The following is a 26,172-nucleotide window of genomic DNA, read 5'->3' as shown; positions in this document are numbered from 1 at the left end:
TTAGGAAGAACGCGAAATTTTATCACAGCCACTGGAGTTGACCCGTGCCCATACCAAAACACTGGCCAAGCCAATGGGCAACCAACTGATGAACCATTCGGCTCTTGGGGTTCCGGTCAGGCTGGCCGCGTCAAATTGCATGGCAAGTGTCGAGAAGAGCCAAATACCGACAATGCCCTGGCCATAAAGGGTTTCCCGCGCTTTCCAGGCTTCACGCAAGACCGCGAACCACACTGCGCACCACAATAGTAGTCCCGGCAAACCCAGTTCGATCGCCACATGGCTGAACAAATTGTGAGCATGATCAAAGTAAATGCCTTCGGCGAACACTTTGTAGTTTCCACCCAGGCCGAGGCCGAGCCATGGGTGCTCCGCGACCATATTCATACTTGCCATCAGGATTTGCGGGCGGAAAGAAGCGCCGCGAGCCAGCACCAACGGCTCGAAAAGCCAGAATGCCGCCATCGCAACGATCAACGCACCGATCGCAACGACACAACTGCGTCGATTGCGGCACCAGAGTGGCATGGCGAGTAATGTGAAGAACAACGCCAGACCAGCACCTCGACTCTGGCTGAGCACCACAAACAAGCCCAGCAGGCTCAGCGCGACCACCCAGACGGCTTGCAACCACCGATTGCTCGGCACCCAAAGAACAAGCCACACCGCTGCGAGACCAATGACATAGCCACCCAGAATTGGATGCGATAGCTCACCCAACCCCTCAAGACGCGCGACCCAGCTATTGGCATGGAGTCCATAAAACTTAACGATAGCGGCCAGCGCCGTCAGCGCGAGACCTATACCGCCCCATTGCATGATGCGAATCACGCGCTCGGGCCGGGAATTGGCGAAAGCCGGAAAGAACAGCAGGAAAACGACGATATACAGCAAGCGCTTCGCTTCGCGACTCGGTTCTTCGACATTGGTCCAGGACAGGCTGATCACTGACCAGACCAGCAATCCGAGCATAGGCAGGTAGACCCAACGCTGCTCATAGAACAGTTCCCTGAAGCGAGCCCGCGCTGGCCAGGCAAACACCAATGCCGGCAGCCAGATCAGGGCAATAAGGCCCTGTTGGTAGACCTTATTGGACGGCGCAACGGCAATAGCCAGCAAAAACCACAGCAATCCCATCGACATCCATAGTTGCGCCCAGCGTGTTTCCTGCATCGATTTGCTCCTTGGATAGTTCACCCTGCCCAACCCGGCATGGTTAAAACTGAAACTTTTCGGCATCATTGCCCGCCACAGTGCCCCGCTATTCCGACAAGGCTTTATACGATGCAATGTTCCCGACTTCCGCAAGACGCTTTAAATCGCATGATTGAAGGCGCCAGAGTACTGGAGGCTGACAGCTACGGCCCGAAAGTCTACCTGTTGCAGGATGGGAATATCCTCAAACTGTTTAGACGTAAACGCATATTTTCTTCTGCGATGTTCCGTCCGTACTCGAAACGCTTCATCGACAATGTCGCGGGGCTGCAAAAGCTTGGCGTACCCACCCTTCAGGTACTGCAGTTCTATCGCCTGCAAGCGCCTGGAATGACAGCCGTGCTGTATGAACCTTTGCCCGGAGAAACCTTGCGTCAGATCGCTGGCAAGGAAGGTTTCACCTGGCAACAAACCTTGCCCGCACTGGCCGGATTGATACGCAGTCTTCATTCGTCGGGGATCTATTTTCGCTCACTGCACCTGGGCAACATCGTGGTCACGCCAGACAACCGGATGGGCCTGATCGATGTCGCTGACATGCGTTTTTTGCGTGCGCCACTGCCCAAGCATTTGGTCAAGCGCAACCTGCGACACTTCGCGCGCTATATTGCGCGCGAGAACCTGAACGGGAGCTTTCCAATGCAAGCACTCGAGCAGGCTGTTCTGTCGTCATGAAAGCAATGCGCGGGCAGCCTGACTGAAGTTCAGCCAGGCCTGCTCGGGCGCCAGCTCCTGGTGCTGCTCGGCAGCGACCGTTGTTGCAGAGTTGTTGAATGCGCGAACGATGACATCGCTCCAGGCATCGACATCAGCGGGAGCTGCGTACAACCCCTTGTCAGCGAGCTGTTCGCGGAACACTGGCAAGTCGCTGGACACCACCGGCACACCCGCCATCACAGCTTCTTGCATGATCAACCCAAGGCCCTCGCTCAGCGAAGGTATCGCGACCCAGTCGAAAGCGCGGTAAAGCTGCGCCGCCTCAGTCAAATGACCTGGCAACGAGATACTGGAACCTAATCCGAGGTGTTCGATGCGCGATTGCATGGCTGCCCGGTTCGACCCTTCACCGATAATGACCAGGCGCAAATCGGCCCGTTGCCTCAAAGCGCCAGCAAATGCCTCAAGCAGGCATCCGAAGCCTTTCTTGTCTTCCAATCGCCCCACCGCCCCAAGTACCGGTGTTCCGTCCACCGGCAAACCCAGACGCACACGAGCATCGTCGCGCGCCAATACTTGCGAGCGAAAGGCAACAGGATCGAAGGCACTGCGTAGCGTAATGATGGGTAGTTGAAGATCCTGCCCCAGCTTGGTCGCCAGGGTGTCCGACACGGCAACCAATGTCAGCTGAGACGGTTTGAAGTGTTGAAAGAGGATTCGATCCTCGGCACGTATCCGCGTTGAGCCATGGAAAATCACCACAGCGCGGGTATGAGGCAGTTTTTTGAGCAGAGGCAAAAGTGTGCGCGCAACCCCAAGGCCATCAAGCAGCAGCAGTTTCGCCCCGCTCTGCACGAGTGCCTTTTCAAAGCCAGCCCGCATCCAGGGCTTAGTCAGCCGCCAGAAATGCCGTCCTTTCAAGCGAGCAGAGGACAACTTCCATTCCCTGGCATCATCAACATTTACGCCGCAATCGGAAACACCGCCCTGAAGCAACCAGGTCTGTACCGGTGTGGAGGGACCGGCCTGCGACAATATCTGCTGATGAACTTTGTGAATCGACGCGAATGGCGCACCGCCGGACCACATGACGTTGAGAATGCTCATAGCGCCGCAAGCCCATGCAGGGCCTTGGGTAGATATGTCCTGGTGCACTTAATTGATGAACCAGCCAATGCAGACTCCCGACAGTAGAGACAATGCAAACTTGATCTGTTCGCGCCGACTGCGGCGCGCCTTACGTTCGCGCTCTTCCGATGTCTGGACGTGGAGCCCAAATCCGGTGTGCCGAACAGCATCGCCTTCCAGCGTCACAGCCGTCAAATTTAGCTGCGCGTAACGTTTGGACAACGCCTTCTCACCGTCGTGCGCGGAATACGGAGCACACAGCCGATATTCCTTGATCCGGCGCAACCCTGGGTTCAGAGAAAAACTTTGCCACTCGGGCTTGTCGGAAATCAGCGGATAACAGGCCACGCCTGCGATGAATTCCCGCTCGCCCAAACGGATGTAAGGACTATGAACGCTCAGATCATAAATATAGCTGCGCATCCAGACCTGGAGGATTTCCGGTCGCACTTCAAGAACCGCCAAAGAGTCTTCAACGAAACCTGGACGATAGAACTCCCAATCATCCTCGCAATGGAAAATGTAAGGCGTGGTGACGTGTTCGTAGGCCAGGTCGATGGAGGCTAACTGTCCAAGCTTGGGTCGATTGACGAAAACGGTGCAATGACCTTTCCAGCCAGCCGGGATGACGGAATGTACGGCATCGTCGCCAGCATCTTCGGTGATGAAGACTTCGCGAATGTCAGCGGTATTGAATCGGTCAAAGCTTTCAAGGGTCGCCTTGAGCAGGTCAAGACGGCCACAGCTGGTAACCACTAATGTGATGTCACTTTCTTTTGAAAACTGCACCAGACCTCCAATCAAGCCAAAGTGCCAGCAATATCGATTGCTGGCTACCCCTTGTCAAACGCCCAGTTTCAAGCGCAATTTTTCCAACAAACTCAACGGTGCACGAGGGCGTAATGGCGGCTTGAGTTCTTCGACGATACGCTGGCCGATACGCGCAAAACTGAGTTGACCAACGACCAGTTCGCGGCCATTGCGAGCGATACGTTGCGCCAGCTCCGGGTCGGCCCTCAACTGCACAAGTTTTTCCTGAAGTTGCGCGATGGTCTGGTAGAAAACCACGTTGTGCATGTCCTGCAACCCCAGCGCGCGGCTTTCCGCCTCGCCCTGGTCATACGCCAGTAACACACACCCGCACGCCATCGCTTCGAAGTTCTTGATCATGAACTCGCCCATACCGACATCGGCGCTGACGAAAAAGCGAATACGGTTGAGGGTTTCGCAATACTCTTCGCCTGACTTGGTCCGGGTGACCACCAGCGACTCTACGCGCCCCAACTCATCAAGCAGGGCTTTACGACCGCTATAGGCGACGCTGTTGGTACTGCCGACGAATGCCAGCTCGATATCCCGCTCGCGGCCTCGGTCCTGCAGCAGTGTCTGGTCGTATCCCTTGGGAACAAACACCGCGTCGAAGCCTTCCCCACGCAGACGCTCGGTGACCACATACCCCGAGCTGATCACCCGCACCCATGGCAGCTTGCGGTAATGGGCGCTGAATTTGCCGGTGTACTTGCACGGGATGTAATTCTGGTAAGCATCGTGTTCCAGAAAGACCAGGTTGGGCACGGTCTGGATGAACCTTACCTGCCTCATTTCTTTTTTGAATCGCAGGAAAAACACAATGCGATCGTAGCGCGTCACGTCGACGTGCTTGCGAAAGTACCCGCGCAAGTCGCCCTGTTCCTCACTGGTCAGCTCACGCTTGTCGCAATCGCAATGCTCGGCGATGCCGTCATAGAGTCGATCCAGGATCGCCCTCTGCTCCTTCTGCACCAGAAACAGAACTTTCAATTGTTTTCTCTCTTTCCAGACAGCTCTTGGACCCAGAACAATTCGTGGCGCCGCACCGTTTTTCGGAAAAACTCATTCTCGCCATAAACCGGCCAGCGTCGGGCAGCCAGGCATCGCTGTATCACACGCCGAAGAAGTCGTTTGAGGGGAAGTCGCGGCTGAAGGTCATGCATCATGCCCAGCGACATTGCCTTGTGCCATTGTTTCTCGGTCGACAGGCCCAGCGTCCATGGCCGCAACGGCTCATCCGCCGTGATCTGCGGCGGAAGCGCCACTCCCGTGCCAGCGTCGCCCATCGGCCAGCGATCGTTGTCGTGCAAATGGTTGGCGTAGTACAGCAAGGTTTCAGGCTGCCAGGCTGTCGCGGCAAGCGCCTGCATGACAGCCTGCTGCGAGCAGAGGTGATCTGGGTGAGGGTCGAAGCGAGGGTGCGGCAAGACAATGACTTGAGGCTGGATGCGCTCGATCAGCTCGTGCAGGTCCCCAAGCAGATTGTTCCAGGACGGCACGCCATCAGCATCGCTGTGCAGGGAAAACGGATTGTATCGTCGGAAGTATCGGGTATCGCCCAGTTGCGCTTCATTCGATGCCACCGGCTCAGCGGGCGCACGTTGCATGGCGGGCAACTGAAGGCAGAAATAACCCAACTGGATGCAGCGCGCCTGCGGAACACCGCCCCATAATGGCACGCTGACACTGTCCCAGGCACGAAGCGAGCCTTTCAGCCGCGACGCTTCAACGCGATCGAGCCCCATCTGCTGATAGTGCCCGGCCTCGATTTCACCGGCAGTCAACGTCACGATCCAGCTTTGCTCGGCGCTGCTATACAGCCCGAACGCGGCCAGTTCGGCGTCGTCGGCGTGGGGGGCGATGACCATCACCCGTTTGTTGCGGTAGTCCGGGTACTCGAACGCCCAAAGCACCGGCTCGCCGAGTAATCGGCAGAATCGACCACGAAGACGCAATTCGCCTTGGGATAGCGCCGACGATTGACCACTGAGATTGAGGTAACGCAGGCCATCGACGCCGCGCTCAAAGGTTTGCCGGTCGGGGTTGCTACCGCCCGACAACTCGACAACCGGGTCAATGAAGCGTCCCAGCCAGTTGCTTTTAATTCGCAGCGCCAGTATCAGTGTGGCGTCGTCGACCAGCATGACACCGTCATCCAGCCTCAAGCGCTCACCGTCCAGATGGACCTTCGGCTGCTGGGTGTAGGGCGGGAAACTGTATTGGTAATCGTCTGCGGGGGAATAAAACAAATGGTCAGCGAACCAGGCTTCGTGGGCAATCCAGCCCAGCACCGCAAGTACCACCGGCAGCCACCAGGCCACCAACACCCCTATGACGATCAGCAACAAAAGCGCAATGATGAGACCAAAACGTTTATTGCGCCGATGGCGCTTGAGCAGTTGTTGTTTGCGGCTCATGGGCTGTCTCATACGGTGAATACCGGCACAGGATTGCACCAGCGATCCTTGTATTCACGGTCGGCGCGACCAAAGGAAAAACGCAACGGCTTGTCCAGCGCCCGAGCATGCTCCCAGGCACTTTGGGTATTGAGAAAGCTCAACACGCTGCCAGGACTGAACTCACGGGTTTCGGGATCAACGCCACCGTTGATGTACTCGACGCTGATCCATTGCGGTGCTTCAACGCGGTAAACCAGCTGAATCGCAATCGGCGCATCGTTGAGGAAAATCACCGAGCCGATCAGCAGGTCTCGCAACAACTCGATGACCTCAGCCATGCGCTCGGCCCCCGTCGCTGGAAAACCCCAGCGACGCTGGAACAGATCGCAATAGATCACCGCCAGCTCGCTGCTGGAAAAGTCGGCGACCGGCCGCACCACGCCGCCCGCCTCTTCCAGCAAACGTAATTCACGGCGCTGGTTATAACGAAATTTCTTCGACAGCTCTTCAGGGGTACGGGCCATGGCCAGTTGTTCGGTCTGCGCCTTGAGACCGATAAAGCGGCCTTCGTTCAGCGCCGACAGATAACGCGCGCGATGACGCAACGGCGCCTGGGCATCGGCAACAGCCGGCAGGATGAGTTCGGCATTGCCCAGGTCGAACAAACCCTTTTTACCGCTGCGCTTAAGCACATCCTTGGACAAAGCAAGGTCACGGCCCCAGGTCGGAATTGCGGCTTTGAGTTCCCCACCTTGTTCCCACGCCAGATAGCGCACCGGGATTGCGGCCAATTGTGCCAGCCGTTCGACCACCATGGGATGAGTGGCGACGCTCCCGCCAAAACGCTGCCAGGCGTCGGCATAAGTCGAGGCATCGATGACCGACCAGCCACGTTCACGCCAGCTTTGAAATCTGTTGAGCATCAGGCCCTCGGTGCCAGTTCGCGAACACGCGGCAAACGCCAGAAAGCATCACGCACGGCTTGATCGCTGAAGCGTTCATGCAAGCGGTCGAGCATCAGCTCGGCACACTGACGACGCTGTTGCTCATCCATCGCTGCCAAATGTTGTATTCCTTGAGCCAAACGCTCGGCATCGCCCAGCGGAAACAGAATACCGACACCCTCGACCACTTCCCTGGCACCGCCCGCCGCCGTAGCGATTAATGGCACACCGGCGACCATGGCCTCCAGCAGCACCATGCCGAAGGGTTCGTGATCGGAGCTCAAGGCAAACACATCGAAGGCACGAAAGTAACGTCGAGCCTCAGGCACCTGTCCGAGAAACAGCACGCGATCGCCGATACCCAGTTCACGCGCCAGGCTTTTGAGGTCCTGCTCCAGCCGACCGGTGCCCAGAATGACCAACTGACTGTGGCTCGGCAAACCCGGCAATGCCGCAGCAAAACCATGCAGCAGCGTAGCCTGGTCCTTGTCTGGATGCAGCCGACCGACGTTACCCACGATCCAGGCATCCATCGAAAGACCGAGCGTTTCCCGGGCTTCCTGAATCGATACCTGGCCGTCTTGCAACGCCTGCACGTCGATGCGGTTGTAGAGCGTCTGAATACGGTCGGCCGGCCATTTCGGCAAGCAATCGCGCATGTCGTCGCGCACAGCATCGGAAACGCCGAGCAGGCTCAGGCGTTTACGGAAAATATGGGCAAAGAGTTTGCGTGTGCCGCGCTTGTAATCACCAAACGCGTGATGCACGCCAATGACCGGCAACGAAGTACCGAGCAAGGCGATGTAGATGGGTTTGAAACGGTGAGCAATGCAGAAACTGAAATTGCGCGAAGCGGCAATCTTGCGCAGATCGCCGATGGCGCCCAGCTTCAGGCCACGAATGGCCTTGGAGCTGTATTCCATGAACAACACTTCATCGCTGGCACAGCCCGCGGCCACTTCCGCATCGGCGACCCCGGTCAGGAACACCGTAGTCACTCGATAGCCGGTACCCGCGAACAGACTGGCATACTGCCGGGCGCAGTCCAGAAACGGCCCGTCATAGCCGTGACAGAACTGCAGCACATGGCGTTCAGCCGAGCGAGTCATATGCGTCCGCGCCCTCTTTGACGACCAGAATGTCTTCCATGATCAGATACTGTAGATCGGACCCGAAGAACATGTTCAGGGCGTCGGTCGGTGAGCAGATCATGGGTTCGCCACGACGGTTCAGGGACGTGTTCAGAGACACGCCGTTACCGGTGAGTACTTCAAGCGCCTTCATCATGTCGTAGTAGCGCGGATTGTATTCGCGCTTGAGCACCTGGGCGCGGGACGTGCCGTCTTCGTGGACGACTTCCGGTACGCGGGTCTTCCATTCTTCCGCCACTTCAAAAGTGAACGTCATGAACGGGGCCGGGTGATCGATCTTGATCATCTGCGGCGCGACGGTGTCGAGCATCGACGGGCAGAAAGGCCTCCAGCGCTCGCGGAACTTGATCTGGTGGTTGATTCGGTCAGCCACGCCGGTGGCACTTGGGCAACCAATGATCGAACGACCGCCCAGCGCACGCGGACCAAATTCCATCCGGCCCTGGAACCAGGCCACCGGGTTGCCATCGACCATGATTCTGGCGATGTTTTCCGGCATGTTGTCGAGCTTGCGCCAAACAGGCTTGCTTGGGTGGCGAGCACACGCGGCAAGCACGTCTTCGTTGGTGTACGACGGACCGAGGTAGACGTGTTCCATCTTCTCGACCGGCACGCCACGGGCGTGGGACACATAAGCCGCCGCACCCACCGCAGTACCGGCGTCGCCGGATGCAGGCTGTACGAACAGCTCCTTGACGTCATCGCGGGCAATGATCTTCTGGTTGAGCTTGACGTTCAGCGCACAGCCACCGGCGAAGGCCAGCTTGCCGGTTTCCTTGAGCACATCGCCCAGGTAGTGGTCGATCATCTGCAGCGAGAGCTTTTCGAACAGCGCCTGCATGCTCGCGGCGTAGTGGATGTAAGGCTCGTCGGCAATGTCGCCTTCGCGCTTCGGACCCAGCCACTCGATCAGCTTTGGCGAGAAGTAGAAGCCTTTGCCCTTTTCTTTGTAACGACGCAGGCCGATGACGTTCGCGTATTCGGTGTTGATCACCAATTCGCCGTTCTCGAAAGAGGCCAATCGGGAGAAATCGTACTTGCTGGCATCGCCGTACGGCGCCATGCCCATGACCTTGAACTCGCCGTCGAGCATCTCGAAACCGAGGAACTCGGTGATCGCGCCGTACAGTCCGCCGAGGGAGTCTGGATCGAAGAATTCCTTGATCTTGTGGATCTTGCCGTTTTCACCGTAACCGAAGAACGTCGTGGCGTACTCACCCTTGCCGTCGATCCCGAGGATCGCGGTTTTCTCTTTGAAACCGGAGCAGTGGTAAGCGCTGGAGGCGTGGGCCAGGTGATGCTCGACCGGCTCGATCTTGATTTTCTTCGGATCGAAGCCCAGTTGCTCGAGGCACCAGACAATCTTGTTGCGATAGCGTTTGTAGCGACGGTTACCCATCAGGATCGCGTCAAGAGCGCGGTCCGGGGCATACCAATAACGCTTGGCGTAGTGCCAGCGGGCCTTGCCGAACAGGCTGATCGGCGCGAACGGGATCGCTACTACGTCAACGTCGGACGGTTTGATACCCGCCTGCTCGAGACAGAACTTCGCCGATTCGTAAGGCATGCGGTTCTTTGCATGTTTATCGCGCACAAAGCGCTCTTCCTCAGCCGCCGCGACCAGCTTGCCGTCGATGTACAAAGCAGCGGAAGGATCATGGCTAAGGGCGCCGGACAGGCCAAGAATCGTCAATGCCACAGGGGTCTAGCCTCTTTAGTCTGCTTGCAGGCGCAAGGCGCCTCAAAAAATTGATGTGCCCTCGCAAGCGGCGAGTGACAGCTAAAGGGCGGGATTATAGCGTAAACAGGCTGGGAATGACCCAGCGCTTATCAGCCTGTGAATGTGAGCCTCTGGAAAGCTGGCAACGCTGTTCATTTTGAGCCTGTTCGCCAGTAAATACTGATGTTCCCGCCCGTCACCTGGCGATAGATCGTATAAGGCAGGGCAACGGTATCGAGCACGCCGGAAAGGGGTATATCCAGCAAGACAAACGGCAATAGAACGCCGGTAGGGTCAGGAGCGGCGTTCAGGACGCAAAAATCGTAAGCCAGGCCGCTGTAAACCCGAGGGATGGACTGACAGTAGGTCTTTTGTTGTCTAAGACTTCGCGCCGCATCCGACTCATCCTGCAACACAGTAAGCGCTGTTCCGCAGCCGGATAAAGTCAGCGAGACAGCAACGATCACAAAACTCATTTTTATAGTCACAAGCTGCCCTCCGAAAACGTCAGGCAAGCTAGCATCAGTGAAATTCAGGGCACAGCTCATGACCTCCGGAGATCACGTAGGACAATTCATAAAAACTTGTCCGCCAGATCTAGGGAGATTGCTCGCGAAGGCGACTCAGGCAACGCTGGAGATGTCTCTGGGCAGACGCTGATCTATGACTTGATACAGCGCACTGCCCTCTGGCCAGTTACGCATGAACCTTGCCCGATCCCGCGCGTACGCCGGGGCAAAGCTGCCCACGGAGCCGTGCTGACACATCGAGTCAAGATCGATCAGCGCCCAACGGTCCTGCTGCCAGAACAGATTGTGCCCCTTGAAATCACCATGACTGATCCGCTCGCCAATCAGCTCGGCGAACAGATGATCCAGCGCCAGCAACTCAGCCTCAGGCGCATCGCCGCTTTCAACGTAGGGAGCAAAGCGCTCGATAATGTCCGGCCCCGGCAAAAACTCAGTCACCAGGTAAGCCCGACTCCGCAGCCAGAAAAAACGCTTCTCCAGCAGCGCCAGTGGCTTGGGCGTCGCAATGCCAAGGAACGCCAGGCGATTGCCTTCGCGCCAGGAGTGCCAGGCACGACTTGGGCGCCAGAAGCGCTTGAGCCAGTGAGCGAAACCTTTGATGTTGTAGCGCTTGATCACCAGCGTCCGACCATCAATCTGGACTTTTCCTACGCTCGCAGCGCCACCGGTTTTGTACAGATGTCCCTGATCAAGCAGGGCGTCCGCTTGATCCAGCACTGGCAACATCGCCGCCTCTTCCTCTCGCCGTATCGCCCGCAATCCAAATGCGCCGCGCTGGACGCTGAACAGCGTGCACTCGCGGCCCACTTTGTTCAGGAAGTCTTTGAGCCGCCAACTGCGCACCTTGTTGATCTGCTTTTGCAACGCCTCCATCGGTAACGCATGTTCGCCATTGCTCAGCAGGTAATACACCAGCAGCTCTTCGGTGAACGGTTCCAGGGATTTAGGTAGCTGGGCAAAAAACACACCGAGGTTTTCCAGCACTTTCTGTCGTGAAAGCGGCTGTCCCGGTGTTTCTGCGCAGATACCGGCACCATCGATCAGGTACAACCGACCACGCTGACGCAGCAGATTGTCCAGATGCAGGTCTTCCTGCCACAAGCCTTTTCGATGCAATTGGCCAATCGCGCCCAGGGCATCGGCCAACACCGCCGATTGCTCGTCAGCGAGCATTGGCAGGGATTCGACCTGTTGCCAGGCATCCCCCAGGCTGTGGGCACCTTCGAGAAAATCGAACAGCAGCCAACCGCCCTCACCCTCTTTCAATCCATCGGCGAGCAGCAAAGGTGTTGTCAGTCCTTGGTCAGCCAGCAAACGCACGCCGTTGAGCTCACGCTGAAAGTGTCGCGATGCTTTGCTACCGACCAGCAACTTGGCCAGCACCGGCCGACCACGCCACACACCGGCACCGACGTAGCGCTGACCTGGCAACACTCGCAACAAGGTCAGCAACTGCAAGTCGGCAGGCCCGGCGGCGTCCGCCAGTGAAATGCTCAGTGGCAGGCTCGGATTGCGCCCCGCGTTTTTCAGTTCGGATAAACGCATCAACGCACTCCCTTGTAACTGCGCCGCGCGGTCAGTCGCACCAGCCAGGTGTCGATCAGCGAGCTGTCCGGCGATTGAACCAGGTAGGCCGCCAGCAACTCGCGCAACTGGGCTTCGTTCCACTGTGGCGCCCGGCGCAGTAACGGCTCCAGGTCCTTGACCCGATCGCGCAGGCCGAACAGCAATGGCCGAGTCTTTTCCAGATCGATGAGCTGGGCTTGATAACCGTCGCCGGTCGCCTGAAGAAAAATGTGTTTGGGGTAAAAGCAGCCGTGAACCTGACGAGCGCCGTGCAGGCGCTGAGCCAATTGCCCACAAGCGCTCATGATCGCCGAGTGCTGCGCCTCGCTGAGCTCCGACCAGCGCTGCAACAGCGAGTCCAGATCGTCCCAACCATCCAGCGCACGGGTCAGCAGAATCGCCCGGACTTCACCCTCGACCTTGCGTTCACCGTAGAACGCTGCTTTCAGTGCGGGAATTCCAAGGTTTTCGTAACGACTGATATTGCGAAACTCACGAGAGAAACTCGGCTCGCCAAAGGGTGCATGTAGCGTGCGCATCTGATAGTTGCTCTGGCGCTTGAGGTAGTAGCCATGACCTTCAAGATCCAGGCGAAACACGCTGCTCCAGCCACCGCGCGCGGTGTTGGGTTCATCCACCGCCTCGAGTTGCTTGGCCCAGAGCGCATCAAAGTTGCCGAGCCCGTGACGCTCCAGCAGCGCACGGTCTTCAGCCGCCAGAAAATCAGTCATTCGCGTCCCTCGAAAAATCTTACAACGTGCCGAATGCGCTTTTTGTCCGCGTCATTCAGACGATCACGTTGGCGATACTGCAGGTAAAAGCGCAGGCGCTGAGTGGCCGACAGTTGATACTTGGCGACTTTGTCGAGGCACGCCAGATCCTTGGTAATACGGTACTTGAGCCAGAAACCGCGCCAGAAATCCCCGTTGGGGCAATCGATCAGGAACAGTCGGGCCTGATCATCGATCAACAGGTTGCGCCATTTCAGATCGTTATGGGTGAACCGGTGGTCGTGCATGATCCTGGTATAGCCAGCCAGTTGCCGGCTCACGGTATCGACCCATGCACGATCTCGCAGCTTCGGATCGTGCCGCTCCGCCAGTACCGACAAATCTTCCGTATGCGGCAATTCACGGGTGATCATCGCCCCGCGATCATAGGCCGCACCGCGACGCTCCAGACCCCAGGCCACGACTTCGGCCGTCGGGATACCCCACTTGGCGAAGCGTTTGAGGTTCTGCCACTCGGCTTTGACCCGAGGCTTGCCCAGGTACCGACGCAACCCTTTACCGGCACCGACGTAGCGCTTGACGTAATAGTTGACGCCGTTGCGCTCGACCCGGATGACTTCGGACAACGGGTCGCGCGTCAGGCGCTCGCCCTGAAGCGCAAACACTGCTTCGAGACTGCCGAAATCTTCTGCCAGGTCGCTGTAAGCCGGTTCAAGTTTCCAACCCGACATCAGAGCGCGTCCCCGTATCGCTGCTTACGATCGTAAAGCTTGTTGGCCTTGCGTTCGAGCCAGGCCAGCAACGCCGCTTCTTCCGCCAGGATCTGGCGCAGCGGCTGCTGGAAGTAGCCTTTGAGAAAGCGCAATTTGTCGCGCCGGGTCAGGCCGATATCGAGGGCCGAAAAATACAACGCGGCCAGGTCTTTGTTGCGCCAGCGTTGAGTGATCGCCGGGCGAGTCTGGGCGCGATGCAGATCGATGATCGAGAGCTTGAAGTCTCCCGCCGTCACGGGTTTGTCGATGTGCAGCAGGAAGTGGCAGATGTAGCAGTCGCGGTGGTTGACCCCGCCGCGGTGCATCATGCCGGTCATGCGCGCCACTTCGGCAATCAATGCGCGCTTGAGTGCGGGTTCCGGCGGCTGCTTGAGCCAGTTGATGCTGAAGTCTTCGAGGCTGACGGTCGGTGCCAGCTCTTCGGTGACGATAAACGAATGCTGATCTGCGGGATTGCTGCCCTTTTCGCCATAGGCGACAGCCGTCATGGTCGGCACGCCAACTTCTTTGAGGCGCTCAATGGCCTTCCATTCCTGCCCGGCGCCGAGCACCGGCAGCTTGGCAGTGAGCAGGTTCTTGAAGATCTCGCCCCAACCGATGCCACGGTGAATCTTCACGAAGAACCCATTGCCATCAACGACGGTACGCAGGGTCCGGCGCGCTTCGAGTTCGCGATACACCTCGCCCTCAAGGCGTTCGACTTCGGTAAACGGATCGCGTCCAGCCCACAGGCTCTTGAACGGTTCAGCCAGCATCAACTTCATTAAGCGTGCTCCGCCAGAATCACATCGGCCGCGTGCTGCGGCATGCTATAGAGGTCGGCCGTCTCAGCGAAGGCCAGACCGTTGCGGCTCCAGGCCGCGCGGGCTTGAGGGTCTTTCAACATATCGGTCAGGTAACGGTTCAGTTGGGCCTGATCGAAAGGCTCATCCAGCACCAGGCCAGCGTCGGCCTCGGCGATGTAATGGGCATAACCACAGACCGCGCTCACCAGGACCGGCAACCCGGCCACCACGGCTTCGAGCAACACGGTTCCGGTGTTTTCGTTGTAGGCCGGGTGGATCAACAGGTCGGCGCCCAGTAGAAAACGCGGAATATCGCTGCGTCCCTTGAGGAACGTCACGTTATCGCCAAGCCCCAGCGTCGCACTCTGCATCTGGAATAATTTGGGGTCGTCCTGGCCAATTACAAACAGCCGGGTGCGTTTCTTCAGATCAGCGGGCAATGCGGCCAGGGCTTTCAGGCTGCGATCGACGCCCTTGGTCTTGAAGCCGGAGCCGATTTGCACCAACAGCAGTTCGTCGTCTTTCAGGTTGAATTCGCGACGAAATTCAGCGCGAATCTCGGCCGCATTCGGCGGCGCGCGACGGTCCTGGGAGATGCCCGGCGGCAGCAAATGGAAACGCTCCAGCGGCGTGTCGTAATGCTTGATGAACAGCGGTTGCTGAACTTCGGAAATCATCAGGACTTCGGTCTTGGCGTCCTTGGCGAACACCGCACGCTCATACTCGGCAAAATGCCGGTAGCGGCCCCAGCGACGGTAAAGGGAGTTGCGCAGGTTTTGCGCCTTGTCCTCGAAGCAACCGTCGGCCGCGTAGTAAACGTCCAGACCCGGCATCTTGTTGAAACCGATCAATCGGTCCACCGGGCGCTTGGCCAGGTCCGCCTCCATCCACTCGCTGAGCTTTTCGTTGCGGCGATGGTTGAAGAACGCTTTGACCGGTGCCACCAGCACTTCGAAACCCGGTGGAATGTCGCCTTCCCAGATGAGCGTATAGACGCGGATCTGATGACCACGTTGCTGACATTCCAGAGCGATGCGCATGAAGTCACGCTGCAAGCCCCCGAATGGAAAGTACTTATACAAGACGAATGCCAATTGCATCAGCGCAGCTCCTCAGCCAGTAACAACGTGCTCAGTCGGGTCGCGACACGCTCGGGATTCAAACGCGTGAAGCACAGGGGCCACTCGCGTTTCAGGTCGAACCGACGAGCATCTTCAGCCGTCGGTTGATAAGTGCATTTCTTTTGCAGGCACGGCGCACAGGGGAAATCGCTCGCCATGTGAATCTGCGACTTGCCGTAGGCGCCAGTCAGACCGGGGTTGGTCGGGCCGAACAATGAAAGCGTCGGCACGTCCAGCGCGGCCGCCAGGTGGCCCAGACCGGTGTCCACCGCCACACAGGCTTGCGCCCCGGCAAGCACTTTGCCGACACCCGCCAGGTTCAACTTGGGCAGCACTTCGACGTGTCGCATGTCTTTGGCGATGCGCTCGGCCCTGGCTTTCTCTGCCGGGTTGCCCCACGCCAGTTTCACCCCGACGCCCAGATAGCCTACGCGCTCGGCCAGCTCGCGCCAGTACGCCTCCGGCCAGTGCTTGGTGTCCCAGGTGGTTCCGTGCAGGAACAGCACGTAAGGATTCTTGCGTGGCAGCTCCACCAGTCGTTCAACGTTCAGGCCATAGTCGCCCAGGCCCTTGGGCAAGTCATAACCCAAGGCCACGGCGAACAACTGACGCACACGCTCGACCGCGTGCTGTCCACGGGCGACGGCAAGGCGCCGGGAATAGAAGCGCGCAGCGATCGGTTCACGGGCGGAATTTTTGTCCAGCCCGGCCACCGGCGCTTTGACGTAACGGGTCAGTAGCGCGCTTTTCAGCAAGCCCTGGGCATCGATGACCAGATCGTATTTCGTGGCGCGAACGCTTTGCTTGAAGCGCTTCCACTCGCCGCTCTTTAGGGTCTGCCAGATGTTCTTGCGCCAGCGACGGATCGCCACCGGAATCACCTTGCCCACGGCGGGATGCCAGGTCGGAATCTCGGCGAAACCTTCTTCCACGACCCAGTCGAACTGGATGCCAGGAATCGCCCGTGCCGCGTCAGTCAACGCCGGCAACGCGTGAATCACGTCACCCAGCGATGAAGTCTTGATCAACAGTACCCGCAAACTAATTGACCTCGACCACAGTGCCCTGCAACCGCTGCAAGGCTTCGTTCACCGCTTGCGGCATGAGCTGGCGCAAGCAGTTGTAATGACCGAAGCGGCACGTACGATCGAAGCAAGGGCTGCATTCGATGCCCAGACGAACGATTTCGACGTGCTCGGCCAAGGGTGGCGTGAAGCCTGGCGACGTCGAGCCGTAGACCGCAACCAGAGGACGGTTTAGTGCTGCGGCGACGTGCATCAAACCCGAGTCGTTAGACACCACCGAGTCGGCGCAGGACAGCAGATCAATGGCTTCAGCCAGGGACGTTCCGCCGCTGAGGTTCACCGACTCCTCGCGTAGCCCGGGGATCAGCCGGGCGCGGATGTCTTCGCCCACCGCGTGATCGTTTTTAGAGCCGAACAACCAGACCTGCCAGCCTTCACGAATCTTCGCTTCGGCGACCTTGGCGTAATGCTCGGACGGCCAGCGTTTGGATTCACCGAACTCGGCGCCTGGGCACAGCGCCAATACCGGCCGGTCGAGGGTCAGGCCGAATTTGGCCAGAGCCGCCTCGCGGGTGACCGGATCGATCTGCAGGGTTGGCCGGGGATATGGTTTCGGCAGCTCGGCGCCGGGCTCGTAAGCCAGCGCCATGAAACGCTCGATCATCAGCGGATAGCGTTCTTTATCCAGCGTGCGCACGTCATTGAGCAGGCCGTAGCGAAATTCGCCACGCCAGCCTGTGCGCTTGGGAATGCCTGCGAAGAACGGCACCAGCGCCGACTTGAGGGAATTGGGCAACAGGATCGCCTGGTCGTACTTCCCGGCCAGGGATTTGCCGATGCGCCGGCGGGTCGCCAGCTCCAAAGCCCCGTGGCCGAGCGGAAAGCTCAAGGCCTGACGGACTTCGGGCATGCGTTCCAGAATCGGACGGCTCCACTCGGGGGCCAATACGTCGATTTCGCATTGCGGGTGGCGCTGTTTAAGACACTGAAAGAGTGTCTGCGCCATCACCATGTCACCGACCCAGCTGGGCCCAACGATCAGAATATTCATGTGGTTTCCAAAAACGAACCGGGGAGGCTTACGCCTCCCCGCCTCGAGAATCCAGCACCTGCAGCCTTGGCCGGCAGGTCATTTGGACGAGCCTGGAAGGGCTCGTCAGATCAATTTATGCACGTCTGTCAATTTAAGCAAAATGTTCAGGGCCCAGTCGGACAGTTTGACTGACCCGCCTCCATGTCTTGTCAATTCAACGCAAATCTTTGTGGCGAGGGAGCTTGTCGAATCGTCGCACCGTCCCGCTGGACTGCAAAGCAGCCCCAAAACCTGCCACCGCATTCTCATCTGACAGACCGCACAAGCTTATTCGGGAGCGCTTCGCACTCCAGCGGGAGCAAGCTCCCTCGCCACACAAGCCCGGCACATTCATGCTTGCTTCAGCTTAGCCCCAACTCGCGCCAGATTCGCAGCACCTGCCGTCGTTCGTCCACGAACTGATCGCCAGGTATCACGCCAGCATCCTTCTGCAAGGCCTGTCGGTGAGCGGCGGAACGATAGGCTTTATAGGCCTCGCGCAACAAACCGGCGTCTTCGGCGGGCATCAGCCCTTCCTCCTCCAACCCTTCCAGAATGCGGATATTGTCGGTCCAGCGCAGCAATGACGGGTGCGTTTCGGACCACGCCAGGGCCGCGTATTGCACCATAAATTCAATATCGACGATACCTCCGGCATCCTGCTTGAGATCGAACGGCGCCGTGGCTTCGAAAGCATTTGCCCCGGTGCCGGCCGCAGTGCTCTTGCTGCCGAGGTTATCGCGCATCTTGGCGCGCATCTCGCTGACCTCCTGGCGCAAGGTCGGCAAGTCCCTGGGTTTACCCAAAATCGCCGCACGGACTTTCTCGAATGCCTGGCCGACATCCTGACTGCCCACCAGCACTCGCGCCCGCACTAGCGCCTGATGCTCCCAGGTCCAGGCTTCGTTTTCCTGATACCGCGCAAACGCGCCCAGCGAACTCACCAACAACCCCGATGCACCGGACGGTCGAAGGCGCATATCCACTTCATACAACTGGCCCGAGTTGGTTTGGGTCGTGAGCAAGTGAATGATCCGCTGCCCGAGCCGGGTAAAGAACTGGGCCCCATCAATCGGTTTAGCCCCGTCCGTTTCTGCCTGCGGGTCACCGTCGTGGATAAACACCAGGTCCAGGTCGGAACCATGCCCGAGTTCCAGCCCACCGACTTTCCCATAACCGACAATGACAAAGCCGGGATCGCACAACGTGCCGTCAGTGCGCAGGGGCGTGCCATATTTGGCCACCGTTTGGCGCCAGGCCAGTGCCAGCACTTGCTCCAGGATCGCTTCCGCCAGCCAGGTCAGGTAATCACTGACTTTCATCAGCGGCAGGCTGCCGGCGATTTCCGAGGCGGCAACACGCAAGCGGTGCGCCAGTTTGAAATGGCGCAGCGCTTCCATTTGTTGCTCGAGGTCGTCTTCCGGAATTCGCGTCAGGCGCTCACGTAGCTCGGCGGCCAATTCCGGCGCCAGGGGCGGCTTGAACAACCGCCCTTCGTTAAGCAGTTCGTCGAGCAACAACGGGAAGCGGGTGATCTGCTCGGCAATCCACGGGCTCGCGGCACACAGGGTTAGCAGGCGACGCAGCGCACCCGGGTTTTCGGTCAGCAACACCAGGTACGCGGAACGACGGGCGACGGCCTCCACCAATGGCAATACCCGCTCCAGCACCAGGTCCGGGTTGGCGTGTTCTACGGCCTGAGCGAGCAGCCGCGGAATAAAGGCGTCGAGCCGTTCGCGACCGAGACGCTGCATGGCGCGCAATTGCGGGCTGCCACGCAGACTGGCCAAGGCTTTCAAGGCTTTTGAAGCGTCCGCAAAACCTCCATCCTCCAACTGGCGGCAAGCGGCCTCTTCATCCTGAGCCTCTTCCCACAGCGGCAACCATTCACCCCCGACCACCACTTCACTCTCGGCGCCTTCCTCTTCGTCGGGATCGGCGATCACCTGACCGAAGTGCCAGGCCACACGATCGCGCCAGTACATTAATTGCTCGTGGAAGGCAGGCCAATCGGCAAAACCCATCATAAAAGCAATGCGCGCCTGATCCTGCGCGCCGTCCGGCAACATCTGGGTCTGGCGGTCGGCGATCGCTTGGATCGCATGTTCGGTGTAACGCAGGAATTCGTAGCCTTCGCGCAACTCGCTGATCACCGCGGGTGGCAGGTACCCCTGACCTTCCAGTGTGCTCAGTACTTTTAATAGAGGGCGTTGTTGCAAGCTCAGGTCGCGACCGCCGTGAATCAGCTGGAAAGCCTGAGCGATAAATTCGACTTCGCGGATGCCACCAGAGCCGAGCTTGATGTTGTCAGCCATGCCCTTGCGGCGGACTTCCTGCTGGATCAGCTGCTTCATGGTGCGCAGCGCTTCGATAGCCGAAAAGTCCAGATACCGCCGGTAAACGAAAGGACGCAGCATTTCCTGCAATTGCGCGCCGGCCACTTGATCGCCGGCCACCACCCGCGACTTGATCATCGCGTAGCGTTCCCAGTCGCGCCCCTGATCCTGGTAATACTGCTCCAGCGCATTGAAACTCAGCACCAAGGCACCTGCCGAACCGTAGGGCCGCAGGCGCATGTCAACGCGGAACACGAAGCCGTCGACGGTCATGGGGTCCAGCGCTTTGATCAGGCGCTGACCGAGGCGAATGAAAAATTCCTGGTTATCCAGCGAGCGCTTCACACCGATGGTTTCGCCGCCCTCGGGGTAAGCGAAGATCAGGTCGATGTCCGACGACAGGTTCAGCTCGACCGCGCCAAGCTTGCCCATGCCCAGGATGACCATTTGCTGCGGCTCGCCGCTGCGCCGCCCCGTGGGTACGCCGAACTGCTGGCAATGGCGCGCGTACAACCATTGATAGGCCTGATCGATGCTGGCATCGGCCATGTCTGAAAGATCGCGGCAAGTCTGGACCAGATCGGCCTGCCGGGTCAGATCGCGCCAGATGATCCGCACTTGATGGCGGGTGCGCTGCCGACGCAAGACACGCCCCAATTCGTCCTCGGTTTCAGCCAGCCCTACTGCCGCCGCGATCTGTTCGCACAGTTCACCGGGGGCAAAACCACGGTCGAGTTCGCCGGACTGCACCAGCTCAAGCAACATTAAAGGGTCACGCACACTCTGTTCGGCGACAAAGTCGCTGGCGGCAGTAATGCGGGCGAATTGGGCCCAACGTTCAGACGTCCAGCCGGACAGGCCCGAGTCGCCATCGAGTGCAGCGACGGCCTCACGGAACGACTGCTCGGCACGGGTGACAAACGGCAGGAGTATGGCGGGCAGTTCGGCAAGCGTAGGGAGGCTCATGGTCTATCCTTGATCGGCGTGTAACGGGCTGCATGTAGTGATTTTCGAAAACCCACTACCTGATCGACTGTCGAACAAAGGTTAGAAATAGCTGAAATTCTTTTAATGTTGGCAGCGGTCATCAAGCTTTCACCTTTTTCGGTTGGCAAAAGACCAACCTTAACGATTATTCTCACAACGCAGCTGGAGGCCACAAGCCGCTCATCTGTAGTTTTACTACTCGTCTATACATTCGAAAGGCTGAAATGCCCGAAGATTTGTAGTAAAACTACACGCCGCCGGAACAACCTCTCGGCAATCCAAGAATTTATATCGTCTGCCCACAAGGCCAGTCGCAAACTCAGGCAACCGATTCTGGAAGCCTTTCCGCCCTGGAGCAAGCCATGCAAGACCTCGATCCCGTCGAAACCCAGGAATGGCTGGACGCCCTGGAATCGGTTCTCGACAAAGAAGGCGAAGACCGCGCTCACTATCTGATGACCCGTATGGGCGAACTGGCGACCCGTAGTGGCTCGCAGCTGCCATACGCCATCACCACGCCTTACCGCAACACGATTCCTGTGACCCACGAAGCACGCATGCCTGGCGACCTGTTCATGGAACGCCGCATTCGCTCGTTGGTTCGCTGGAACGCGATGGCCATGGTAATGCGTACGAACCTGAAAGATTCTGACCTCGGCGGTCACATCTCCAGCTTCGCCTCCAGTGCGACCCTGTATGACATCGGCTTCAACTACTTCTTCCAGGCCCCGACCGAAGAACACGGCGGCGACCTGATCTACTTCCAGGGCCACACCTCGCCAGGCGTCTACGCCCGCGCGTTCATGGAAGGCCGCATCACCGAAGACCAGATGAACAACTTCCGCCAGGAAGTCGACGGCCAGGGCTTGTCGTCCTATCCGCACCCTTGGCTGATGCCGGACTTCTGGCAGTTCCCGACCGTATCCATGGGTCTGGGCCCGATCCAGGCGATCTACCAGGCACGCTTCATGAAGTACCTGGAAGCCCGTGGCTTCATCCCTGAAGGCAAGCAGAAAGTCTGGTGCTTCCTGGGCGACGGCGAGTGCGACGAGCCGGAATCCCTGGGCGCGATCTCGCTGGCTGGCCGCGAGAAGCTCGACAACCTGATCTTCGTCATCAACTGCAACCTGCAGCGCCTCGACGGCCCGGTTCGCGGCAACGGCAAGATCATCCAGGAACTCGAAGGCGTGTTCCGCGGTGCTCAGTGGAACGTGACCAAAGTCATCTGGGGCCGTTTCTGGGACCCACTGCTGGCCAAGGACGTCGACGGCATCCTGCAACGTCGCATGGACGAAGTCATCGACGGCGAGTACCAGAACTACAAAGCCAAAGACGGCGCGTTCGTGCGTGAACACTTCTTCAACTCGCCAGAACTCAAGGCGATGGTTGCTGATCTGTCCGACGACGAGATCTGGAAACTCAACCGTGGCGGCCACGACCCGTACAAGGTCTACGCGGCGTACCACGAAGCGGTCAACCACAAAGAACAACCGACTGTCATCCTGGCCAAGACCATCAAAGGTTATGGCACCGGTGCCGGCGAAGCGAAAAACACGGCGCACAACACCAAGAAAGTCGATGTCGACAGCCTGAAGTTGTTCCGTGATCGTTTCGACATCCCGGTCAAGGACGAAGAGCTGGAGAACCTGCCGTTCTTCAAGCCGGAGCCAAACAGCGCCGAGGCCCGCTACCTGAGCGAGCGCCGCACTGCATTGGGCGGTTTCGTGCCGCAACGTCGCGCACAGAGCTTCAGCGTGCCGACCCCGGCACTCGATACCCTCAAGGCCATCCTTGACGGTTCGGGCGACCGTGAAATTTCCACCACCATGGCTTTTGTGCGGATCCTCGCGCAGTTGGTCAAGGACAAGGAAATCGGCCCACGCATCGTTCCAATCATCCCGGACGAAGCCCGTACCTTCGGTATGGAAGGCATGTTCCGTCAGTTGGGCATCTACTCGTCCGTCGGCCAGCTTTACGAGCCAGTCGATAAAGACCAGGTGATGTTCTACAAGGAAGACAAGAAAGGCCAGATTCTCGAAGAAGGCATCAACGAAGCAGGCGCCATGAGCTCCTTCATCGCCGCCGGTACTTCGTACTCAAGCCACAACCAGCCAATGCTGCCGTTCTACATCTTCTACTCGATGTTCGGCTTCCAGCGTATTGGCGACCTGGCCTGGGCCGCTGGCGACAGCCGTACCCGTGGCTTCCTGATCGGCGGCACCGCCGGCCGGACCACGCTGAACGGCGAAGGCCTGCAACACGAAGACGGTCACAGCCATATCCTGGCCGCTACCATCCCGAACTGCCGCACCTTTGATCCAACCTACGGCTACGAGCTGGCGGTGATCATCCAGGACGGCATGAAGAAGATGACCGAAGAGCAGCAGGACGTTTTCTACTACATCACCGTGATGAACGAGTCCTATCAGCAACCTGCCATGCCGGCCGGTGCCGAGGAAGGCATCATCAAGGGCATGTACCTGCTCGAAGAAGACACCCGCGAAGCGGCGCACCACGTACAACTGATGGGCTCCGGCACCATCCTGCGTGAAGTACGTGAAGCGGCGAAGATTCTGCGTGAAGAGTTCAACATCGGTGCTGACGTCTGGAGCGTTACCAGCTTCAACGAACTGCGTCGCGACGGCCTGGCCGTTGAGCGCACCAACCGTCTGCACCCGGGCCAGAAGCCTAAACTGAGCTACGTCGAAGAGTGCCTGAACGGCCGTAAAGGTCCGGTCATCGCCTCCACCGACTACATGAAGCTGTTCGCTGAGCAAATTCGTCAGTGGGTCCCGTCCAAGGAATTCAAAGTCCTGGGCACCGACGGTTTCGGCCGCAGTGACAGCCGTAAGAAGCTGCGTCACTTCTTCGAAGTCGATCGTCAATTCGTGGTGTTGGCAGCCCTGGAAGCATTGGCTGACCGTGGTGACATCGAACCTAAGGTCGTGGCTGAAGCCATCGCCAAGTTCGGTATCAACCCGGAAAAACGCAACCCACTGGACTGCTGAGGAGACACTCTGTGAGCGAACTCATTCGCGTACCTGACATCGGCAGCGGTGAAGGTGAAGTAATTGAACTGTTTGTGAAGGTCGGCGACCGTATCGAAGCCGAGCAGAGCATTCTGACGCTGGAATCGGACAAGGCGAGCATGGAAGTACCTGCGCCGAAGGCCGGTATCGTCAAAAGCCTGAAAGTGAAGCTGGGCGATCGCCTGAAAGAAGGCGACGAACTGCTGGAGCTGGAAGTCGAAGGTGACGCCGCGCCAGCCCCTGCTGCGGCCGCGGCACCGGCAGCCAAGGCTGAAGAGAAACCGGCTGCCGCACCTGCTGCTGCCGCGCCAGCCGCTGCACCTGCTGCCGCTTCGGTTCAGCAAGTACACGTGCCGGACATCGGCTCGTCGGGCAAGGCCCAGATCATCGAGATCCAGGTCAAGGTCGGCGACACCGTCGAGGCTGATCAATCGCTGATCACCCTGGAATCCGACAAGGCCAGCATGGAAATCCCGTCGCCTGCCGCTGGCGTGGTCAAGGCCATCAGCGTCAAGCTCAACGACGAAGTCGGCACCGGCGACCTGATCCTGGACCTGGAAGTGGCAGGTGCTGCGGCGCCTGCTGCTGCCGCTCCAGCTCAGGCCGCTGCACCTGCACCGGCCGCTGCGCCTGCTGCAGCGGCAGCTCCGGCGGCACCGGTTGCCGATAGCGTTCAGGACATCCACGTTCCGGACATCGGCTCGTCGGGCAAGGCCAAGATCATCGAAGTCCTGGTCAAGGCTGGCGACACCGTTGAAGCCGACCAGTCGCTGATCACCCTGGAATCCGACAAGGCGAGCATGGAAATCCCATCGCCTGCCGCTGGCGTGGTGGAAAGTGTTTCCATCAAGCTGGATGACGAAGTCGGTACCGGCGACCTGATCCTCAAGCTGAAGGTCAAAGGCGCTGCGCCTGCTGCTGCCCCGACTCCAGCTGCCGCGGCTGCGCCAAGTGCTCCAGCCGCTGCTGCTCCGGCTGCCGCTGCACCTGCGGCTGCCGCTCCTGTTGCTGCTCCAGCCAAGCCGGGTGCCAAAGTTCACGCCGGCCCGGCCGTGCGCCAACTGGCCCGTGAGTTCGGTGTCGAGCTGAGCGCCGTCGGCGCCAGTGGCCCGCACGGACGCATCCTGAAAGAAGACGTGCAGGTTTACGTCAAAGCCATGATGCAGAAGGCCAAAGAAGCACCGGCCGCTGCTGCTGGCGCAACGGGTGGCGCGGGCATTCCGCCGATTCCGGTTGTCGACTTCAGCCGTTTCGGCGAAACCGAAGAAGTGCCGATGACTCGCCTGATGCAAATCGGCGCGTCGAGCCTGCACCGCAGCTGGTTGAACATTCCGCACGTGACTCAGTTCGATTCGGCTGATATCACCGACCTGGAAGCGTTCCGCATCGCTCAGAAGGCTGTTGCAGAGAAGGCCGGCGTCAAGCTGACCATCCTGCCGCTGCTGCTCAAGTCCTGCGCGCACCTGCTCAAGGAACTGCCGGACTTCAACAGTTCGCTGGCACCAAGCGGCAAAGCGATCATCCGCAAGAAATACGTGAACATCGGCTTCGCCGTCGACACTCCTGAAGGCCTGTTGGTACCGGTCATCAAGAACGTCGACCAGAAGAGCCTGTTGCAACTGGCCGCTGAAGCTGCCGCGCTGGCCGCCAAAGCCCGCGACAAAAAGCTCACCGCTGACGACATGCAAGGCGCCTGCTTCACCATTTCCAGCCTCGGCCACATTGGCGGCACCGGCTTCACGCCGATCGTCAACGCGCCGGAAGTGGCGATCCTCGGTGTTTCCAAGGCAACCATCCAGCCAGTCTGGGACGGCAAAGCCTTCCAGCCGAAACTGATGCTGCCGCTGTCGCTGTCCTACGATCACCGCGTGATCAACGGCGCCGCTGCAGCACGCTTCACCAATCGCCTGAGCGACCTGCTGGCGGACATCCGTACCATTCTGTTGTAACACCTGGCGGCCCTCCTCCACCGGAGGGCCTGCCGCGCTCCACGTTTTCCGAGCGCCACGCTCGTACCTCAACCCCGCCAATTTGGCGGGGCTTTTTTTTGCCTGAGGTTTTTAATTTAAAAGTATCCCTTCCTACATTTGTAGCTGATATCGCCCACAACTCGAGTCCATTTCCGCTCCGTATTTTTCAGGGTCCACTCACTAGTCTTGGTGACGCGACTCCTTAATAAACGCGCCGACATTG

The 26,172-nt window shown here is 58.9% G+C and carries 20 protein-coding genes; 3 read left to right on the top strand and 17 right to left on the bottom strand.

The genetic code is table 11. The annotated features are described in order from the left end of the window. Complete coding sequence (locus ACA063_RS02265) at window positions 1-1,173, bottom strand: O-antigen ligase family protein (protein WP_497664629.1); 1,173 nt, start codon at window positions 1,171-1,173, stop codon at window positions 1-3. A gap of 150 nt (window positions 1,174-1,323) precedes the next feature. Between ACA063_RS02265 and ACA063_RS02260 the strand changes: the two genes are divergently transcribed. Further along, complete coding sequence (locus tag ACA063_RS02260; protein ID WP_497664628.1) at window positions 1,324-1,890, top strand: BUD32 family EKC/KEOPS complex subunit; 567 nt, start codon at window positions 1,324-1,326, stop codon at window positions 1,888-1,890. Here the strand turns inward: ACA063_RS02260 and ACA063_RS02255 are convergent. The 16 genes from ACA063_RS02255 to glnE all read right to left on the bottom strand — a co-directional run bounded on the left by ACA063_RS02255 (window position 1,885) and on the right by glnE (window position 20,929). Further along, window positions 1,885-2,979 (bottom strand): glycosyltransferase family 4 protein, encoded by a 1,095-nt coding sequence (locus ACA063_RS02255; protein ID WP_497664627.1) that lies wholly within the window; start codon window positions 2,977-2,979, stop codon window positions 1,885-1,887. The two genes, ACA063_RS02260 and ACA063_RS02255, sit on opposite strands and share 6 nt — an antisense overlap. A gap of 48 nt (window positions 2,980-3,027) precedes the next feature. Then, on the bottom strand, window positions 3,028-3,789 hold the full coding sequence (locus tag ACA063_RS02250; RefSeq protein ID WP_497664626.1) for a glycosyltransferase family 2 protein: 762 nt from the start codon (window positions 3,787-3,789) through the stop codon (window positions 3,028-3,030). Window positions 3,790-3,843: 54 nt separating this feature from the next. After that, window positions 3,844-4,800 carry a glycosyltransferase family protein gene (locus ACA063_RS02245; RefSeq protein ID WP_497664625.1) on the bottom strand — a complete coding sequence of 319 codons (957 nt, stop codon included), beginning with the start codon at window positions 4,798-4,800 and terminating at the stop codon, window positions 3,844-3,846. Beyond that, window positions 4,797-6,227: a PIG-L deacetylase family protein gene (locus ACA063_RS02240; protein ID WP_497664624.1), complete on the bottom strand. Its 1,431-nt coding sequence runs from the start codon at window positions 6,225-6,227 to the stop codon at window positions 4,797-4,799. Before ACA063_RS02240 ends, ACA063_RS02245 begins: the two co-directional genes overlap by 4 nt. A gap of 8 nt (window positions 6,228-6,235) precedes the next feature. Continuing rightward, window positions 6,236-7,132, bottom strand: a complete 897-nt coding sequence (locus ACA063_RS02235) for an antimicrobial resistance protein Mig-14 (RefSeq protein ID WP_497664623.1) — start codon at window positions 7,130-7,132, stop codon at window positions 6,236-6,238. Then, window positions 7,132-8,262, bottom strand: coding sequence for a glycosyltransferase (locus ACA063_RS02230; protein WP_497664622.1), 1,131 nt, complete (start codon window positions 8,260-8,262; stop codon window positions 7,132-7,134). The genes ACA063_RS02235 and ACA063_RS02230 overlap by 1 nt, the downstream gene beginning before the upstream one ends. Further along, window positions 8,246-10,003 carry a carbamoyltransferase family protein gene (locus tag ACA063_RS02225; protein WP_162437159.1) on the bottom strand — a complete coding sequence of 586 codons (1,758 nt, stop codon included), beginning with the start codon at window positions 10,001-10,003 and terminating at the stop codon, window positions 8,246-8,248. Before ACA063_RS02225 ends, ACA063_RS02230 begins: the two co-directional genes overlap by 17 nt. A 173-nt stretch (window positions 10,004-10,176) precedes the next feature. Next, on the bottom strand, window positions 10,177-10,512 hold the full coding sequence (locus tag ACA063_RS02220; RefSeq protein WP_497664621.1) for a YceK/YidQ family lipoprotein: 336 nt from the start codon (window positions 10,510-10,512) through the stop codon (window positions 10,177-10,179). A 135-nt stretch (window positions 10,513-10,647) separates the two neighbouring features. Then, entirely contained in the window at window positions 10,648-12,099 is a 1,452-nt protein-coding gene (locus ACA063_RS02215) for a lipopolysaccharide kinase InaA family protein (protein WP_497664620.1), read from the bottom strand. Next, window positions 12,099-12,851 carry a lipopolysaccharide kinase InaA family protein gene (locus ACA063_RS02210; protein ID WP_497664619.1) on the bottom strand — a complete coding sequence of 251 codons (753 nt, stop codon included), beginning with the start codon at window positions 12,849-12,851 and terminating at the stop codon, window positions 12,099-12,101. The genes ACA063_RS02215 and ACA063_RS02210 overlap by 1 nt, the downstream gene beginning before the upstream one ends. Then, entirely contained in the window at window positions 12,848-13,582 is a 735-nt protein-coding gene (locus ACA063_RS02205) for a lipopolysaccharide kinase InaA family protein (protein ID WP_497664618.1), read from the bottom strand. The genes ACA063_RS02210 and ACA063_RS02205 overlap by 4 nt, the downstream gene beginning before the upstream one ends. Continuing rightward, window positions 13,582-14,388, bottom strand: coding sequence for a lipopolysaccharide core heptose(I) kinase RfaP (gene rfaP, locus ACA063_RS02200; protein WP_497664617.1), 807 nt, complete (start codon window positions 14,386-14,388; stop codon window positions 13,582-13,584). Before rfaP ends, ACA063_RS02205 begins: the two co-directional genes overlap by 1 nt. Further along, a complete protein-coding gene (locus ACA063_RS02195; RefSeq protein WP_497664616.1) occupies window positions 14,388-15,509 on the bottom strand; it encodes a glycosyltransferase family 4 protein in 1,122 nt (373 codons plus the stop codon). Before ACA063_RS02195 ends, rfaP begins: the two co-directional genes overlap by 1 nt. After that, the gene (gene waaC / locus ACA063_RS02190; RefSeq protein WP_162437166.1) at window positions 15,509-16,570 is read right to left on the bottom strand and encodes a lipopolysaccharide heptosyltransferase I; all 1,062 of its coding nucleotides are present in this window, start codon (window positions 16,568-16,570) and stop codon (window positions 15,509-15,511) included. The genes ACA063_RS02195 and waaC overlap by 1 nt, the downstream gene beginning before the upstream one ends. Window position 16,571: 1 nt before the next feature. Next, window positions 16,572-17,606 carry a lipopolysaccharide heptosyltransferase II gene (gene waaF, locus ACA063_RS02185; RefSeq protein ID WP_497664615.1) on the bottom strand — a complete coding sequence of 345 codons (1,035 nt, stop codon included), beginning with the start codon at window positions 17,604-17,606 and terminating at the stop codon, window positions 16,572-16,574. 383 nt (window positions 17,607-17,989) lie between these two features. Then, entirely contained in the window at window positions 17,990-20,929 is a 2,940-nt protein-coding gene (glnE, locus tag ACA063_RS02180) for a bifunctional [glutamate--ammonia ligase]-adenylyl-L-tyrosine phosphorylase/[glutamate--ammonia-ligase] adenylyltransferase (protein WP_497664614.1), read from the bottom strand. A 383-nt stretch (window positions 20,930-21,312) separates the two neighbouring features. Between glnE and aceE the strand changes: the two genes are divergently transcribed. Continuing rightward, window positions 21,313-23,958: a pyruvate dehydrogenase (acetyl-transferring), homodimeric type gene (gene aceE, locus ACA063_RS02175; protein WP_497664613.1), complete on the top strand. Its 2,646-nt coding sequence runs from the start codon at window positions 21,313-21,315 to the stop codon at window positions 23,956-23,958. A gap of 11 nt (window positions 23,959-23,969) precedes the next feature. Further along, the gene (gene aceF, locus ACA063_RS02170) at window positions 23,970-25,928 is read left to right on the top strand and encodes a dihydrolipoyllysine-residue acetyltransferase (RefSeq protein ID WP_497664612.1); all 1,959 of its coding nucleotides are present in this window, start codon (window positions 23,970-23,972) and stop codon (window positions 25,926-25,928) included. Window positions 25,929-26,172 lie beyond the last annotated feature (244 nt).

Source organism: Pseudomonas sp. LBUM1643 (assembly GCF_059716215.1).
The sequence above is the reverse complement of the archived record's forward strand: the minus strand, read 5'-3'. Positions and strand labels throughout refer to the sequence as shown.

What these genes read in the sequence shown, in the direction of transcription:
- ACA063_RS02265 (WP_497664629.1), bottom strand. Translation starts at nt 1,173, where the DNA reads ATGCAGGAAACACGCTGGGCGCAACTATGGATGTCGATGGGATTGCTG.
- ACA063_RS02195 (WP_497664616.1), bottom strand. Translation starts at nt 15,509, where the DNA reads ATGCAATTGGCATTCGTCTTGTATAAGTACTTTCCATTCGGGGGCTTG.
- ACA063_RS02255 (WP_497664627.1), bottom strand. Translation starts at nt 2,979, where the DNA reads ATGAGCATTCTCAACGTCATGTGGTCCGGCGGTGCGCCATTCGCGTCG.
- ACA063_RS02230 (WP_497664622.1), bottom strand. Translation starts at nt 8,262, where the DNA reads ATGACTCGCTCGGCTGAACGCCATGTGCTGCAGTTCTGTCACGGCTAT.
- ACA063_RS02215 (WP_497664620.1), bottom strand. Translation starts at nt 12,099, where the DNA reads ATGCGTTTATCCGAACTGAAAAACGCGGGGCGCAATCCGAGCCTGCCA.
- aceE (WP_497664613.1), top strand. Translation starts at nt 21,313, where the DNA reads ATGCAAGACCTCGATCCCGTCGAAACCCAGGAATGGCTGGACGCCCTG.
- rfaP (WP_497664617.1), bottom strand. Translation starts at nt 14,388, where the DNA reads ATGAAGTTGATGCTGGCTGAACCGTTCAAGAGCCTGTGGGCTGGACGC.
- ACA063_RS02260 (WP_497664628.1), top strand. Translation starts at nt 1,324, where the DNA reads ATGATTGAAGGCGCCAGAGTACTGGAGGCTGACAGCTACGGCCCGAAA.
- ACA063_RS02210 (WP_497664619.1), bottom strand. Translation starts at nt 12,851, where the DNA reads ATGACTGATTTTCTGGCGGCTGAAGACCGTGCGCTGCTGGAGCGTCAC.
- ACA063_RS02205 (WP_497664618.1), bottom strand. Translation starts at nt 13,582, where the DNA reads ATGTCGGGTTGGAAACTTGAACCGGCTTACAGCGACCTGGCAGAAGAT.
- ACA063_RS02235 (WP_497664623.1), bottom strand. Translation starts at nt 7,132, where the DNA reads ATGCTCAACAGATTTCAAAGCTGGCGTGAACGTGGCTGGTCGGTCATC.
- waaF (WP_497664615.1), bottom strand. Translation starts at nt 17,606, where the DNA reads ATGAATATTCTGATCGTTGGGCCCAGCTGGGTCGGTGACATGGTGATG.
- ACA063_RS02240 (WP_497664624.1), bottom strand. Translation starts at nt 6,227, where the DNA reads ATGAGCCGCAAACAACAACTGCTCAAGCGCCATCGGCGCAATAAACGT.
- glnE (WP_497664614.1), bottom strand. Translation starts at nt 20,929, where the DNA reads ATGAGCCTCCCTACGCTTGCCGAACTGCCCGCCATACTCCTGCCGTTT.